13 protein-coding genes are annotated in these 14,738 nt (G+C 43.7%); all 13 read right to left on the reverse strand.

Annotated features, from left to right (window positions below; translation table 11 throughout):
* Window positions 1-115: 115 nt before the first annotated feature.
* The 13 genes from AC6H04_RS07300 to ileS all read right to left on the reverse strand — a co-directional run bounded on the left by AC6H04_RS07300 (window position 116) and on the right by ileS (window position 14,645).
* Window positions 116-1,762 (reverse strand): peptide ABC transporter substrate-binding protein, encoded by a 1,647-nt coding sequence (locus AC6H04_RS07300; protein WP_497571081.1) that lies wholly within the window; start codon window positions 1,760-1,762, stop codon window positions 116-118.
* A gap of 111 nt (window positions 1,763-1,873) precedes the next feature.
* A complete protein-coding gene (locus tag AC6H04_RS07305) occupies window positions 1,874-2,836 on the reverse strand; it encodes a ribose-phosphate diphosphokinase (RefSeq protein WP_497571082.1) in 963 nt (320 codons plus the stop codon).
* 59 nt (window positions 2,837-2,895) lie between these two features.
* Entirely contained in the window at window positions 2,896-5,412 is a 2,517-nt protein-coding gene (gene recD2 / locus AC6H04_RS07310; protein WP_497571083.1) for an SF1B family DNA helicase RecD2, read from the reverse strand.
* A 20-nt stretch (window positions 5,413-5,432) separates the two neighbouring features.
* The gene (locus tag AC6H04_RS07315; RefSeq protein ID WP_497571084.1) at window positions 5,433-6,149 is read right to left on the reverse strand and encodes a tetratricopeptide repeat protein; all 717 of its coding nucleotides are present in this window, start codon (window positions 6,147-6,149) and stop codon (window positions 5,433-5,435) included.
* A 12-nt stretch (window positions 6,150-6,161) separates the two neighbouring features.
* Complete coding sequence (locus AC6H04_RS07320) at window positions 6,162-6,824, reverse strand: histidine phosphatase family protein (RefSeq protein ID WP_497571122.1); 663 nt, start codon at window positions 6,822-6,824, stop codon at window positions 6,162-6,164.
* Window positions 6,825-6,936: 112 nt separating this feature from the next.
* Window positions 6,937-8,061, reverse strand: a complete 1,125-nt coding sequence (gene mnmA / locus AC6H04_RS07325; RefSeq protein WP_497571085.1) for a tRNA 2-thiouridine(34) synthase MnmA — start codon at window positions 8,059-8,061, stop codon at window positions 6,937-6,939.
* Window positions 8,062-8,167: 106 nt separating this feature from the next.
* Complete coding sequence (locus tag AC6H04_RS07330) at window positions 8,168-8,515, reverse strand: DUF1831 domain-containing protein (protein ID WP_497571086.1); 348 nt, start codon at window positions 8,513-8,515, stop codon at window positions 8,168-8,170.
* A 1-nt stretch (window position 8,516) separates the two neighbouring features.
* A complete protein-coding gene (locus AC6H04_RS07335; protein WP_497571087.1) occupies window positions 8,517-9,680 on the reverse strand; it encodes a cysteine desulfurase family protein in 1,164 nt (387 codons plus the stop codon).
* 21 nt (window positions 9,681-9,701) lie between these two features.
* Window positions 9,702-10,388, reverse strand: a complete 687-nt coding sequence (locus tag AC6H04_RS07340) for a 5'-methylthioadenosine/adenosylhomocysteine nucleosidase (RefSeq protein ID WP_497571088.1) — start codon at window positions 10,386-10,388, stop codon at window positions 9,702-9,704.
* 23 nt (window positions 10,389-10,411) lie between these two features.
* A complete protein-coding gene (locus tag AC6H04_RS07345) occupies window positions 10,412-10,717 on the reverse strand; it encodes a hypothetical protein (protein WP_497571089.1) in 306 nt (101 codons plus the stop codon).
* Window positions 10,718-11,269 (reverse strand): NUDIX hydrolase, encoded by a 552-nt coding sequence (locus AC6H04_RS07350; protein ID WP_497571090.1) that lies wholly within the window; start codon window positions 11,267-11,269, stop codon window positions 10,718-10,720. It lies immediately after the preceding gene.
* A 30-nt stretch (window positions 11,270-11,299) separates the two neighbouring features.
* Entirely contained in the window at window positions 11,300-11,530 is a 231-nt protein-coding gene (locus tag AC6H04_RS07355) for a cold-shock protein (protein WP_497571091.1), read from the reverse strand.
* A gap of 310 nt (window positions 11,531-11,840) precedes the next feature.
* Window positions 11,841-14,645: an isoleucine--tRNA ligase gene (gene ileS / locus AC6H04_RS07360; protein WP_497571092.1), complete on the reverse strand. Its 2,805-nt coding sequence runs from the start codon at window positions 14,643-14,645 to the stop codon at window positions 11,841-11,843.
* Window positions 14,646-14,738 lie beyond the last annotated feature (93 nt).

Consider the following 14,738-nt stretch of genomic DNA (forward strand, 5'->3'; position numbering starts at 1 on the left):
GGCAAAATCGTTTGGAAACTTTAACATTTTAAAAGGCATGAAACACAAATAAGCGCTGTCCCCAAAAATCAGGACAACGCTTATTTATGTCATATCATATCACCTTTAAAAACAACTACTTGGTAATATAAATATCCTTCAATCCTCGACTCATCCCAGCTGGATTCCAAACATAACCATGGACGTTTGGCCGCCAAAGTTCTGTTGTGGATGGCTGATACAGTGGAATCACACCTTGATCCTTCATGAGAACTTTTTCGGCACTCACTAGATCCTCATAACGGCGTTGCTGATTATTAGCATCCGTTGTTTGAGAAGCATCGATCAGCTTGTCATACTCACTATTTGACCATTTCCCGTTGTTCGTCGGATTATTAGATTCTTGCAAACTCAAGAAGTTAATTGGGTCTGCAAAGTCAGCCCCCCACATCGACACAACCAAATCAAAATTACCGTTTGAAGAACGCGCTAAACGATTCTTATAAGGCACGTTATCGATTTTAACCGTCAAACCTGGCAGCTTTTGAAATTGATCTTGGAGATACTGTGTCGTCGTTTTGGCTTGATCAGTATCATCACTCAGCAATGTCAAAGTGAGCTTCTTTGCACCCACTGCTTTCATTCCTTGAGCCCAAAGCTTCTTGGCACTACTTGCATCGTAAGTGACTCCGGATTTAACGTAGGCATCCGTTGCAAAATCCGCCTTAGTCTTAGGGTTACGACTAAGATTGGTTGATACAAACCCCTTAGGTGCGGTGGAGCCATCACGCAAGACCTTAGTTGCTAAGGCCTGTTTGTTCACAACTTGAGAGAGCGCCTGCCGAATTTTGACATTTTTCAATGCTTTATTGCGCTTCTGATTCATTTGCAGGTACATCATTGAGCCGCCTTCGAACTTCTGAAAGCCCTTGTTACTCTGATAATTGGCAACTTGAGTTCCCGACAACGGTGTAACGTCAAGCTTCTTTTGGTTATATAAGTTTAACCCTGTGCTTGGACTCTTCACTACTTGGTACTTGATCTGACTCAAATGAACGTGTTTCTTATCCCAATAATTGGGGTTTTTCTTCAGATTCCACGTATTATTCGTCCCGTTCCAACCAGCTACTTTAAATGGTCCGTTGTTAGACACTGCTTGACTATTGTTCCCGTATTGTTTGCCATATTTTTCAACGGCTGACTGCTGTTCAGGGAAGAACGTTGGGAACGCTAGCAACAACTTAAAGTACGGCACTGGTCGACTGAGTGTCACAACCAGCTTATTTTTGCTTGGTGCAGTGACCCCTAATTCATTAGGACTCATCTTGCCCTTTTGAATGGCACTGAAGTTCTTAATACCATCAAACAAATAGCTATAGTTAGCTGCCGTCTTTGGATCGGCCGTTCTTCGCCAAGAATAGACAAAGTCCTGTGCTGTAACGGGTTTACCATCACTCCACTTATCATCTGAACGAAGATCAAAAGTGTAGGTCAGACCATCCTTTGAAACTTGAGTTTTAGTCGCTAAAGCATTTTCAATCTTTGAATGCTGACCCAATCGATATAACCCTTCATTGGTGGCATACAACGCCGTCAAACTCACTGATTCTGACGCTGCAGAATTATCCAGTGTTGAGATGGTGTCCGTGGTACTGAGATTTAAAACCTGCTTATCAGCCATTTGATGACTGTTACTGCTACTAGATTTGGATTGGCCGCAAGCCACTAGCGTAACTGCTAATGCAATGCTGCCAATACCCACTAGGAATTTTTTGAAAGTCATGGTGTTTGCGCTCCATCTCTAATTGAAATTGTCTCAGGCTCAAAAATACTATCTGAACGATAATTTTATCCAGATAGTATCTTTGAGTGACATTTAATCATAAATTAACTTCTAACGAATAAATAACTGGCCGACGCTCTGTTCGGAATAGATCCGTCGAATCGCTTGACCAATTAGGTGACCAACTGAAATGATTTCTAGCTTATCAAACTGTTTGGATTCCGGCATTTGAATCGAATCGGTCACAATGACTTTTTTCAACGATGAATCTTGCATTTGCTTAACCGCATTTTTACTAAATACGGGATGAGTGGCAACGGCATAAACGTCTTTTGCACCGGCGTTTTTCAACGTTTGTGCGGAAATTGATATCCGCACGGCCGTATCAATAATATCATCTACCAAAATGGCGTTTTTGCCTTCAACAGACCCAATGACCGCATCCGCAGAAGTCGTTGATTTATCAGGGTCCCGGTTGTCAATGATTGCCAGTGGTGTCTGCAAAAGATCGGCCATTCGACGTGCTTTTGAAACCCCCGCATGGTCAGGTGAAACAACGACCAGATTATCCGTCAAGCCGTGGTCAATAAAATAACCTGCTAATAGCGGTGTCGCCTCTAAGTGATCCATTGGAATGTCAAAGAAACCTTGCAGTTGTGCCGCATGCAGGTCAAGTGTCACTACCCGGTCAACACCATCATCTTCCAATAATGATGCAATCAATTTAGCCGTAATGGGTTCGCGAGACCGTGCTTTACGATCGGCACGGGAATAACCATAGTAAGGAATAACAACGGTAATGGAATGCGCACTGGCACGACGAACAGCGTCCACCATGATCATTAACTCCATCAACATGGTATTTACGGGATCGGAAACTGACTGAATCAAGAAAATGTCATCGCCACGAATACTTTCATCCACTGTAATCGCAATTTCACCATCACTAAAATGCTTGATTGTTGCCTTTCCCAGTTCGACTCCAGCAGCCGCAGCAATTTTTTCTGCAAGTGGTCGGTTTGAATTTAACGCAAACATCTTTAACGGATGTTTAGTTTCACTTTGATTTGACATGTTTTTCCTCCACGATTCTTATTATCGACAAAACTACTTAACCAAATAGTACACTATCGCTATTTGTTAGTAAACGATTTTGGCGTGACTTTTCCCATTCCAATCATTGGATCGATCTGCCCGCTACTGACCAGTGACATGGTTAAAATGCCGTCGTTTAAAAGTTCTGGTTCAGTGTCAGCAACTGATGACGCAGTTTCAGTCTCCGCCGATTTTGCCACTGGCTGGCTCTGGGGCTTCGACTGAACTTCTTTTGGCGCATCCTGTTGTTCTGCCACCGACTCCTGAACTTCGCTGATGGTCACAGTCAGCCGATCCACCAACGCTGTTTGTCGGTTCACTGACTGCCGTTTAACACTCTGTTCAAAAGCCGACTGCTCACCCAGTAGAATTAACGTTGATTTTGCTCGGGTAATCGCCGTATATAACAAATTACGTTGCAACATCCGCGAATATTGCATGACCATCGGCAGAATCACCATTTTAAATTGACTGCCTTGCGCTTTATGAATCGATGTACAATATGCCAAGGTTAATTTATCCCATTCGTTACGCGGATAGGTGACTTCTGTTTGGTCAAAGGCCACGGTAAGCTTATCAACCTTATCCGAATTACCCTTGGCTTTCGCGAAGGTAATCCCAACAATTGAGCCAATATCACCGTTAAACACGTTATTTTCTGGACTGTTGACTAAGTGCAGCACCTTGTCGCCGATACGAAACTTTTCACCGCGAAATTCAACTTCTTTTTTACGGGTGTCGCTTAACGGATTCATAATGTCTTGAATAATGGTATTTAAGCGTGTTACGCCTGCCGGTCCGCGATACATTGGTGCCAGTACCTGAAAGTCATCCGCAGAAAAGCCCCGTTCTTTGGCCTTACCCACAATTTGTTCGATGACTGAAGGCATCTGATAAGCGTTGCAGCGAATAAATGATCGGTCAGCCTTATTTTGCGTAAAGTCAGCAGGTAATCGTCCCATTTTGACATCGTGAGCCAGGGGAATAATCGATGAATCATCGTCCTGCCTGTAAATCGTACTCAGTTCCATGGCTTTGATACGATGACTACTGAGTAAATCAAAGAACACTTGTCCCGGACCAACCGATGGCAGCTGATCCTTATCACCAACGAAAACCACCTGCATTGAATCCGGAATTGCCCGGAGAAGTGTCCGAAACAAGTAAATATCGACCATGGACATTTCATCCACAATTAGTAATGACCCTTCCAAATCCTTAGCAGTGACATCATCATTGTTCTCCCGACCAGTCAGCCCTAGTAGTCGGTGAATCGTACTTGCAGGCAACCCGGTAGTCTCACTCATTCGTTTGGCTGCCCGTCCAGTTGGTGCTGCAAGTAAAATTGGGAAAGGCTTATCCTTATACTGATTAACATCTAACGATAACTCGTGTAATTTGGCATATAAATTAACAATGCCGTTAATAATGGTAGTTTTCCCCGTCCCGGGACCACCCGTTAGTAGGAAAACGTGGGACTGAATTGCCGATAAAATGGCTGATTCCTGAGAGTCATCGTAACTGATACCCAGATTTCGCTCCACAAGCCGGATTTGTTTTTCAATGACCTCATCATCAAAAGTGGTCAGATCAGAAGCCTGCAAAATTCGGTTAAGGTGTTCAGCTGCTTGCCATTCGGCATCATAGAGCCCCTTTAAAAAGATGCGATCTCCTTCGCCAACCACTTTTTTGGCTTTGCCTAACTCAATCAGTTGATCTGCGATAAGTTGAGGATCAATCGATTCATTACGGCTCTCCTGTAAAAGGCGAATCGTCCCGTTAAGTAGCGGCTCAGCACTAGTAAACGTGTTGCCATCGGACATGGCGAGTTCGCCCAAGGTTTGCAGCAAACCGGCTTGAATGCGTTGAGGTGACTGGGTGCCAATCCCAAGTTGTTCAGCAATCTGATCAGCACGTTTGAAACTCACACCGTTAATATCCTCAACCAATTGGTAAGGATTTTCCTGAATCACCTGCAGCGTTTTTTCCTTATACCGTTCAAAAATGGCACTGGCCAAACGACTACCAAACCCATAACCATTAAGCCCAATAATGATTTGTTCAACGCCGTTATTACTGGATAGATTATCAATTAAAGTCTGCTTGACCTCCGTTTTTAAATTAAGCGGGTCCAACACAGACGGATCCTGATTAATCTGATCAATAGCGGTCAAGCCAAGTAAAGCAACAATCTTTTCAGCCGTTTTCTTTCCTAACCCTGGGAAATCATCGCCTGAAAGATACTGGATAATGCCCTCTTTGGTTGTTGGTGCCTCGTTTTGATAATTATCAGCTTGAAATTGCTGCCCGTACTTTGGATGATCAACTAATTTGCCAAAGAAACGATACGGCATTTCCTCAGCAACGTCGGCAAAATTACCCGTTACCACAATTTCATCACCATGCCAATTAAGGTTAGTCGCCGACACCTTTACCAGAAGTACTTTATAAAAACTGTCCGGACTTTCAAAAAAGGTTGCTACCACTGTACCAACAACGTAGGACTGCTGTGGCTGTTGCTCCGCGTCAAACAAATTGATATTTTCATTCGCCATTCAGTCCACCCACTTTCAGCTTAATCCTTTGCTTGATCATCTTTCTTCTTGGTGAGCACGGCTTGAATATCAGCCAACCGCGACTGACCATTTTCATAGTACTTCGGGTCTAGTTTCTGAGCCTGTTCAAAGTATTCAGTAGCATCTTCGCCCATCACAACAGCGGCAATCCCACGGTCAAATTGTGCGTGACCATTTTTGGGATCGCTGGCTAAGGTTTTATCGTAATACTTAGCAGCGTCCTTAAAACTGCCCACTGCCAGCAAATTATCCGCAATGAGCTGATTAACTTGCGGATCCTGCTGATGATTCTCCGCGGCTGTCAATGCAAAAGCCAGTGCCGTTTTATGGTCGTTATTTCCCATATAGCTTTGTGAAAGCATCAGATAGGCATCACTTTTGAGCTTGCTATCTTTAACCTTATTAAACTGTACAATTGCCTTTTGGTATTCACCGGCCTCATAATATACGTTCCCCAAGCCATACGTTAACGTATCCTTGGCAGCGCGACTCTTATCAGCAAATAATCCCAGCGCTTTCATCATGAGTTCCTCTGCTTGAGAATAACTCTTAAGGTTGACTAATAGGGCTCCCAAATCGTAATAAGTATGGTAGTTGTCAGGATCATTATCAATTTCTTGAATCAATCGGTGTAATAACCGTTCTGATTCTTTTTGCTTTGCATCTCGTTCTGCTTTTTTTTGAGCAGTTTCTGCTTGATTATCCGTTTCAGTCATAGTGTCGCCTCTCTAAATGGTGTCTGTTGCATCAAGTTTGCGTTTCAAATAATCCGTTTTATTCCAGGCAATTAACTGATAGTGTGCACCGGAATCATGCGTTTCTAAAATCGTTGTTGACGTATTACTCAAGCCACCGCGGTCTCGTAAATGGGCCAGCGGTGTCCCCAATAAGGCATTGATCTCAGCATTAAGCGCAGCACCATGGCTTACAATCAACACATTTTGATCATCGTTTGGATAGTTCTTAACGATGGCTTGAATAGCAGGTGTCATCCGATCAATGAGCTCTTGAAAACTTTCACCGCCAATTTCAACTGGTTGATATTTATCTGGTGCATTACGAAAGGCATCAAATTCCTCAGGAAAGCGTGCCTGAGCTTCCTTAAATAACATACCTTCCATTTTACCCAGATGAAACTCTTCCAGCCGGCTCACCAAACTTAGCGCTGGTTGACCAGGCAAATACTGACGCACCGTTCTTGCCGTATCCCGTGCTCGTTTAATCGGACTGGCGTATACATGGGCAAACTTAAACTGTCTTAAATAAGCCCCCGCTTGTTTAATCTCGTCATAACTTTCCGGTAAGAGTGGCGAATCACCACCAGCACCCTGATATCGTGATTCAAGGTTCCACTCAGTTTTACCATGTCGCAAAAAAAATAATCTCAATATTCTTCCCTCTCAACTGATGATGGTAAAAAAATAAATCAGTACTATTATGACAGGTTAACTCAAAAAAACCAACCCAAGTTCAGCGAAGAACTCAAGCTGGTTCGATTATAATTTAAACGTATTGAAGTTGACGACTCTTGCTATAAGCTGCGTCAATAATGGCGCTTCCTAAGCATTCTTGACCATCGTAAAATACAACGGCCTGACCTGGCGTAATTGCCCGGACTGGATCATCAAACTCTACCGTGACCTTCTGACGATCATCAGAAAGGTGAACGGTCACGCCAGTATCAACCTGACGATAGCGGAACTTAGCAGTTGCTCGGAAATCCTGACCACGATCAATGTTGTTGACCCAGTGAATATCTGAAGCATCTAAGTGAGTGGCATACAGGTGCTCATTGTGATACCCTTTGCCGACATAAAGAACGTTCTTCTTTAAATCTTTGCCGATAACGAACCATGGCTCGTTATCCTCACCATCACCACCAATACCAAGGCCACGACGCTGACCAATGGTGTAGTACATCAAGCCAGCGTGCTCGCCCTTGACTTCACCGTCAACCGTCATCATCTTACCAGGCGTTGCTGGTAGGTAATGTCCTAGGAAGGACTTGAAGTTTTTCTCACCAATAAAGCAGATCCCAACGGAATCCTTCTTGTGAGCAGTCGCCAGACCAGCTTCTTCGGCAATACGACGAACTTCTGGTTTAGTAATATCCCCGATTGGGAACATCACCCGATCCAGCTGCTCAGTGGAAAGCTGACTAAGGAAGTAAGTCTGATCCTTGTTGGTATCTACCGAACGCATTAAGTGCATATGACCATCTGCATCGCGGTTTAGCTGAGCATAATGTCCAGTCGCGATATAGTCGGCACCAAGATCCAAAGCGTAGTCTAAAAACGCCTTGAACTTGATTTCCTTATTACAGATCACATCAGGATTAGGCGTCCGGCCCTTCTTATATTCATCTAAGAAATAAGTAAAGACCCGGTCCCAATACTCTTTTTCAAAGTTAACAGAGTAGTAAGGAATACCAATCTTGGCAGCAACTTTAGCCACGTCCTTGTAATCTTCCGTCGCTGTGCAGACGCCGTTTTCGTCAGTGTCGTCCCAGTTTTTCATGAACACACCAACAACGTCATACCCCTGCTGCTTGAGCCGTAGGGCGACAACTGAAGAGTCTACCCCGCCACTCATGCCGACAACCACACGTGTTTGGCTGTTGTCTTGCATAAAATCACCATCACTTCATAAACAGATTCTGGAGAATCCACGAGTTGAAGGTCGCAAAAATCCAGTATAAATGATAATACACGCCAATCACTGCTATTGCAAGCGTTTAGTCCTTTACTGGTACGATGATCTCACGTTCTGCCAAATTTTCCATGATGTAGTGGAACTGTTCAAGAAAGGCGTCTTTACGCTCCATTTTGAAGATGTTAACTTCCCGTAGACCATTACCTGCCACAGCAGCCATTTTAAAACCATTTAACTCCGGGTTAACCGTGACTTTTAATTCAACCGTCGCACTATAGGGGGAAGTTGGATCTAAGGACCGTTTCAACGTAAAGCTGCCGTTTTTGCTTTCAACGAAACCCACGTCTCTAAGTGAAAACTTCTTGATGCCGTCACTAATTGTATAAGCTTGGTCATCACCCTGTAATTTGGATGTTTGATTAAATGCCATCTTACTTCACCTCACTGCGTGCCTTTACGCGAGACACAATTTTTGAAATATTAGTTATCAGCGCTGAAATATCCTTTTCAGTCGTGTAGCGACCGAAACTGATTCGAATCGATTCTGAAATTCGTGGACTATCTTCACCAAACATAGCCGTCAACACGTGAGAAGGTTCGATTGACCCCGCTGTACATGCAGAACCGCCAGAGACAGCAATACCTGCTAAATCAAGGTTGGTTTGCATGACGTAAGTTGAAATGCCTTTGATCCAAAGATTCAAAACGTGTTGCAGATTGTTTCGATCTAATGAACCATTCACTTCGAATTCAACACCAGCATCCGTTAAACCCTGAACGATTTCTTGCTTAAACTGATAATATTTAGCTTGACGATGGGCTTTTTCTTCAGTGGTGATGGTTTTAACGGCAGCTGCTAGACCAGCAATTCCTGGCACGTTTTCGGTACCGGCACGCCGCTTTTCTTCCTGGTCGCCACCCTTAACAAAACTAGGAAAGTTGACGCCCGTTTTACGGTATAAGAAACCGACCATTTTAGGTCCGTTAATCTTATGGGCAGAGGTAGACAGCATATCAATATGATCGCGTTTAACATCGATATCTAATAAACCGTAAGCTTGAACCGCATCCGTATGGAACCAAGCCTGATGATCTTTTAATAACTCACCAATTTCGTGAATTGGCATATGAGTGCCAACTTCATTATTACCCGTCATAATCGTAACCAAAATCGTGTCGTCACGTAAAGCCTGTTTCAAATCATCCAAACTGATTTGACCGGTTTCATCCACTGGCAAATATGTGACTTCAAAGCCTTGCTCTTCCAAAAAGTGCAGTGGTTTCAAAACCGCTTCATGCTCAACTGCAGTGGTAATAATGTGTTTCCCTAGTGACTGGCGAGCATAAGCAGTCTGCATGATTGCTGTATTATCACTTTCAGTGCCACCACTTGTGAAAATTATCTCATCTTCGTCAGCATTAATGCTTTGAGCAATCACTTGACGACTGTTTTCGAGTACCGTGTGTGCCTGACGTCCTAAACCATATAAAGTCGAGGCGTTACCATAAACATTCTGCAGCTTATCCGTCATCTCAGCAAGAACTTCCTCTGAAATTGGGGTAGTCGCCGCGTTATCTAAATAAATTTCTTCCACTTTAAAACCCCCTTCTATCAATTAAGCTGCAAACAAAGCCAATAACATTTGAGCTGAGCGCCTACCAGCTTCAATAATGAAGTCGTCAAAGCTAACACCTGCGTTCTCATCACCGACATCAGACATGGCCCGAACAACGACGTAAGGTGTGTTGAACTGATGAGCAACCTGACCAACCGCAGCCCCTTCCATTTCACTAGACAAGGCATCCGGAAAATGTTTTAAGATTTGCGCTATTTGTTCATGACTGGCGATAAACTGATCACCAGAAACAATCAGCCCAGTTTTAACGTTTAAGCCAGTCGATTCAGCAGCCTTCTCTAGCCGAGCAACCCACTCTTTATCGGCATCAAACCGAGCTGGCTGTCCCGGTAGTTGACCGTAAACGTAATCAAATGCCCGTGCGTCAACGTCATGATACGCGGTTTGTGTAGACAAAACAACGTCGCCAACATGCAGTCCTTGACCAATCCCGCCAGCGGAACCAGAATTAATCACGACGTCCACGTGGAACTTGGTAATCAACAGTGCTGTTGTCAGCCCCGCCTGAACTTTACCAATTCCAGAACGAACTAATACCACTTCTTGGTCGTTAATGGTGCCTTGATAAAAGGATACGCCTGAAACGTCAACGATATAATCGTGAGTCAGCGCTTTTTTCAACGTTTCAATTTCTTCATCCATGGCACATAAAATACCGTATTTCATAATATTGCCCTCACTTTATCAGTTTAAAATTCAACAAAAAATAGGATTAAAAAGACCGCGATAACTCCCAGAACTAACCAAAAAATAGCCCAATTTAACCGGCGCTTCAAATGGTTGATCTTATCAGTTGCTGCCGCTTCTTCCTGTTTTGGATCATACTCTGGTTCGCTATGTTCCTTGGCATAACGTCTTTCCGCCCTCAACCGCTCACGGTCACGTCGGTCAAATTCTTCTTGCTTACGACGTTGCTCTTCTCGATAAGCACTGCGGCTCAACGGTCGTTCATCGTTATTTGACTGATCATCATCTTGATATGCGATACGTATCACCTACTTCTTCAATGCCATCATCTCAAAACGCCAAACGGCCATCACCGTTTTAGCATCTTCGATTTCACCATTGGCAACCATCGCCTTCAACTCATCCAGGGAATAAGCCTTAATTTTCAGGTTTTCACCCTGATCACGAGGAAGCTCAGAGTGGACCGGCTGTAAATCAGTCGCTAAATATAACGTCATGTATTCATCGGAAAAACCAACCGATGAATAAAAACCAGCTAGTCGTTCTAGATGATCAGGGTGCAGCCGAATCTCTTCATTTAGTTCCCTAATAGCCGCATGTTTAGGATCTGCTTCATCACGCTGATCCAACTTTCCAGCTGGAATTTCCAGTGTACTGCGACCAATGGGGGAACGCCACTGACGAACTAAAATCATTTTATTTTCGTCCGTAATCGCCATAACCGCCACGGCACCGGAATGATGTACGATTTCACGGTAGGCTTTTTCACCGTTTGGCAATTCAACCGTTTGCCGTTCAACATTAATAATGGCGCCATCGTAAATAGCGTCATGTGCCACAACTTTTTCTTCTAGATTCATTCACTCACCCCTTGTCAGTCAGTCTTGAGGCTATTCTTCAGAATCAGCGTGTTTTTCTTCTCGGATTAACCGCACGCGTGCTGCCATCGGCCCCTTTTGACCTTCAACAACAACGAATTCGACTTCTTGCCCCGGCGTTAATTTCTTGAACCCGGCCATTTCAATTCCCGTATAGTGAACAAAAACCGTTTCACCTGCTTCACTTTTGATGAAGCCAAAACCACTTTGTTCATTATACCGTTCTACTTTTCCTTTTATCATACTGCCACTCCATTCAAGTTGCGTTCATCATTTAGTTTTAAAACATCATTTTTCTTGAAAACTAAGTAGCATCGAATTAGCCTCAACCACCATCAAATTTCACCATAAGACATCTTTTCTTCAATCAAAACAGTTAAATGATGAAATAACTCGCTTTTTATTCTAAACTACCATGCCTATTTAAATCAAGGTAACGGTTCCTGTAAAGCGAACTATTAATAAAAAAATGACGATTACTGGCACTAATAACTAAAAAGAACGGGAATGAGGCGTACATTCGTCGTCCCATTCTCGTTCTGATTAATTAAAATTATTTTTCGTCGAAATCTACGCCAACTGTTTCTGGGAATTCCTTGCGCACAATTTTCGCACAACGATCACAGAAATGAGGGTAGTCCTTGTCATCGCCGACCGTTTCACGAGTCATCCGGCAACGTTCACAAACTTCGCCATCCGCTTCCGCAACAACAACGGCAACACCATCATTGAAGTTCTCGGCATCTGCAGGAGCATCTGCCATTGAAGCAACCGTTAATCCAGATACCAATAGTACCTGACGGACATCCGTATCCAAGTCATTCAATAACTGAGTCTGCTTGTCATCCAAGTATAAGGTCAACTTGGCTTCAGAAGCTTTCCCAATCAGTTTTTGATCACGGGCTTCTTCCAAGGACTTCAAGACATCGGAACGTAATTCCATGAAGTCGTCCCAGTTAGCTACTAACTGATCTTCATTGTCAAAGTGTTGAACAGTTGGCATATCAGCTAATTGCGCGTAGTCTTCAGGTTCCTTCAGAAATGGCCAAATCTCTTCTGCCGTATGTGGCAAAATTGGTGTCAGCAACTTCGTCATCCCTGCTGCAATATCATAAAGCACAGTCTGCATTGAACGCCGTGAATGGCTATCCTTAGCATCGATGTACAAGATATCCTTAGCAAAGTCTAAGTAGAATGCCGAGAGGTCAGAAATCACGAAGTTCATTAATTCCTTGTAAATATCCAAGAAATCATATTGATCGTAGTGACCCTTGACGCTTTCAACAAACTGGTTAAACTGTGCCAACATGTACTTATCAGCAGAAGCTAAGTCTTCAACGGGTACGGCATCGGTCTTTGGATCGAAGTCACTAGTGTTAGCTAACATGTACCGCATGGTATTTCTGATCTTCTTGTAAGAATCAGAAATCTTCGTGAAGGCATCCATGGAAACCCGCACATCAGCGCTACTATCAACGGAAGCAACCCACAGACGGACGATTTCAGCCCCCATCTGCTTGATAACTTCTGCAGGCGCAATCGTGTTACCCAACGACTTACTCATCTTGTGGCCTTCACCATCAAGCGTAAAGCCTTGTGATAGAACCGCTTTGTATGGTGCGTGGCCTGAAACGGCAACACTGGTAATCAAACTTGAATTGAACCAGCCGCGATATTGATCTGAACCTTCAAGATAAAGGTCAGCTGGGTATTCCAATTCTGGTCGTTCAACCAATACTCCTTGGTGAGATGAACCAGAATCAAACCAAACATCCATAATGTCAGTTTCTTTAGTAAACTTGCCGTTTGGTGAATGTGGTGATGTAAAGCCTTCTGGTAACAAGTCCTTAGCATCACGGTCAAACCAAACGTCTGAGCCGTACTTCTCAAATAACTGAGCTACGTGTTCAATCGTTTCTGGTGTGATAATGGCTTCACCATCTTCACCGTAGAAAATTGGCAGCGGAACGCCCCAAACACGTTGCCGTGAAATGACCCAGTCGCCACGATCACGAATCATGTTGTGCAGACGTTTCTTACCCCAATCTGGGAAGAACTGAACGTCATCAATGGCAGCCAAAATTTCATCACGCATCTTATCAACTGACGCAAACCATTGTGGTGTTGCCCGGAAAATAACTGGCTTCTTAGTCCGCCAATCAAATGGGTAACTATGCTTATATGGCATGTAGTCCAACATCAGACCTGCTTCTTTTAACTTATCCAACGAAATCTTGTTGGCATCGTCGTAGAAAACACCTTCAAAATCAGGACCAGCTTCACTGGTCATATAACCCTTATCATCAACTGGGACGATAACATCGAGGCCGTATTCTTTACCGACGTTGAAGTCATCTTCACCAAGACCAGGAGCGGTATGAACAAGTCCAGTACCATCATCCAAGGTAACGAAATCACCTAACATGGTAACCAACTTACGTTCTGGATAGAATGGGTGTTGTGTCAAAGTCCGGTCGAGTTCCTTACCCTTGACAACTTTCAGAGTCTTAACGTCTTCCCAACCGAATTTCTCAGCACACTGATCAACTAATTCAGTTGCTAAAACGAACTTACGATCATCGCCTTTAGGCTGAACAACGGAGTAATCAAAATCGGCACCAACTGTGATCCCTGCAGAAGCGGGAATCGTCCATGGCGTCGTTGTCCAAACAACCATGTATGTATTGTCGTTTTCCAAGACACCCTTGCCATCAACCACTTGTTCGCCGTAGTAAGCTGAAGGCGAAGTAACGTCGTGATATTCAACTTCGGCCTCGGCCATTGCTGATTCAGATGACCATGACCAATAAACTGGTTTTCTACCCTTAAAAATCAAACCACGTTTAGCAAAAGCACCAAAAACACGAACTTCTTGCGCTTCAAATTCTGGCTTTAAGGTCAGATATGGATCATCCCAGTCACCAGCAACACCTAAGCGCTTGAATTCTTCACGTTGACGGTCAACTTGTTCCAGAGCATATTTCCGGCATAACTTCCGGAACTCAACCGTAGACATCTTCTTACGATCATAACCCTGTTGTGTCAACTTTTGTTCAATTGGCAAACCATGTGTGTCCCAACCAGGAACGTATGGTGCCCGAAAACCATTCATTGACTTGTAACGAACAATAAAATCTTTAGAAATCTTGTTCAATGCATGACCCATATGAATATCACCGTTAGCATATGGTGGGCCATCATGTAAGATAAACGTTGGTTTACCTTCGTTTAATTTTTGTCGCAATTGGTACACTTTATTATCAGCCCAAGCCTTTTGACGTTCAGCTTCTTTGACTGGTAAATTACCGCGCATTTTGAACTTGGTCTTGCCCAAATTCAGTGTGTCTTTTACCCGCAATTAGGGTCCCTCCTCGAATTATCAGATGGTACAAAAAAAGGCCTCACCCAAGGGACGAAGTCTTCGTGGTACCACCCAATTTTAGAATCAATA

It is taken from the genome of Secundilactobacillus sp. MJ173, from assembly GCF_059704265.1.

Coding starts and splice junctions, on each gene's coding strand:
- AC6H04_RS07300 (WP_497571081.1), bottom strand. CDS start 1,762: ATGACTTTCAAAAAATTCCTAGTGGGTATTGGCAGCATTGCATTAGCA.
- AC6H04_RS07305 (WP_497571082.1), bottom strand. CDS start 2,836: ATGTCAAATCAAAGTGAAACTAAACATCCGTTAAAGATGTTTGCGTTA.
- recD2 (WP_497571083.1), bottom strand. CDS start 5,412: ATGGCGAATGAAAATATCAATTTGTTTGACGCGGAGCAACAGCCACAG.
- AC6H04_RS07315 (WP_497571084.1), bottom strand. CDS start 6,149: ATGACTGAAACGGATAATCAAGCAGAAACTGCTCAAAAAAAAGCAGAA.
- mnmA (WP_497571085.1), bottom strand. CDS start 8,061: ATGCAAGACAACAGCCAAACACGTGTGGTTGTCGGCATGAGTGGCGGG.
- AC6H04_RS07330 (WP_497571086.1), bottom strand. CDS start 8,515: ATGGCATTTAATCAAACATCCAAATTACAGGGTGATGACCAAGCTTAT.
- AC6H04_RS07340 (WP_497571088.1), bottom strand. CDS start 10,388: ATGAAATACGGTATTTTATGTGCCATGGATGAAGAAATTGAAACGTTG.
- AC6H04_RS07350 (WP_497571090.1), bottom strand. CDS start 11,269: ATGAATCTAGAAGAAAAAGTTGTGGCACATGACGCTATTTACGATGGC.
- AC6H04_RS07355 (WP_497571091.1), bottom strand. CDS start 11,530: ATGATAAAAGGAAAAGTAGAACGGTATAATGAACAAAGTGGTTTTGGC.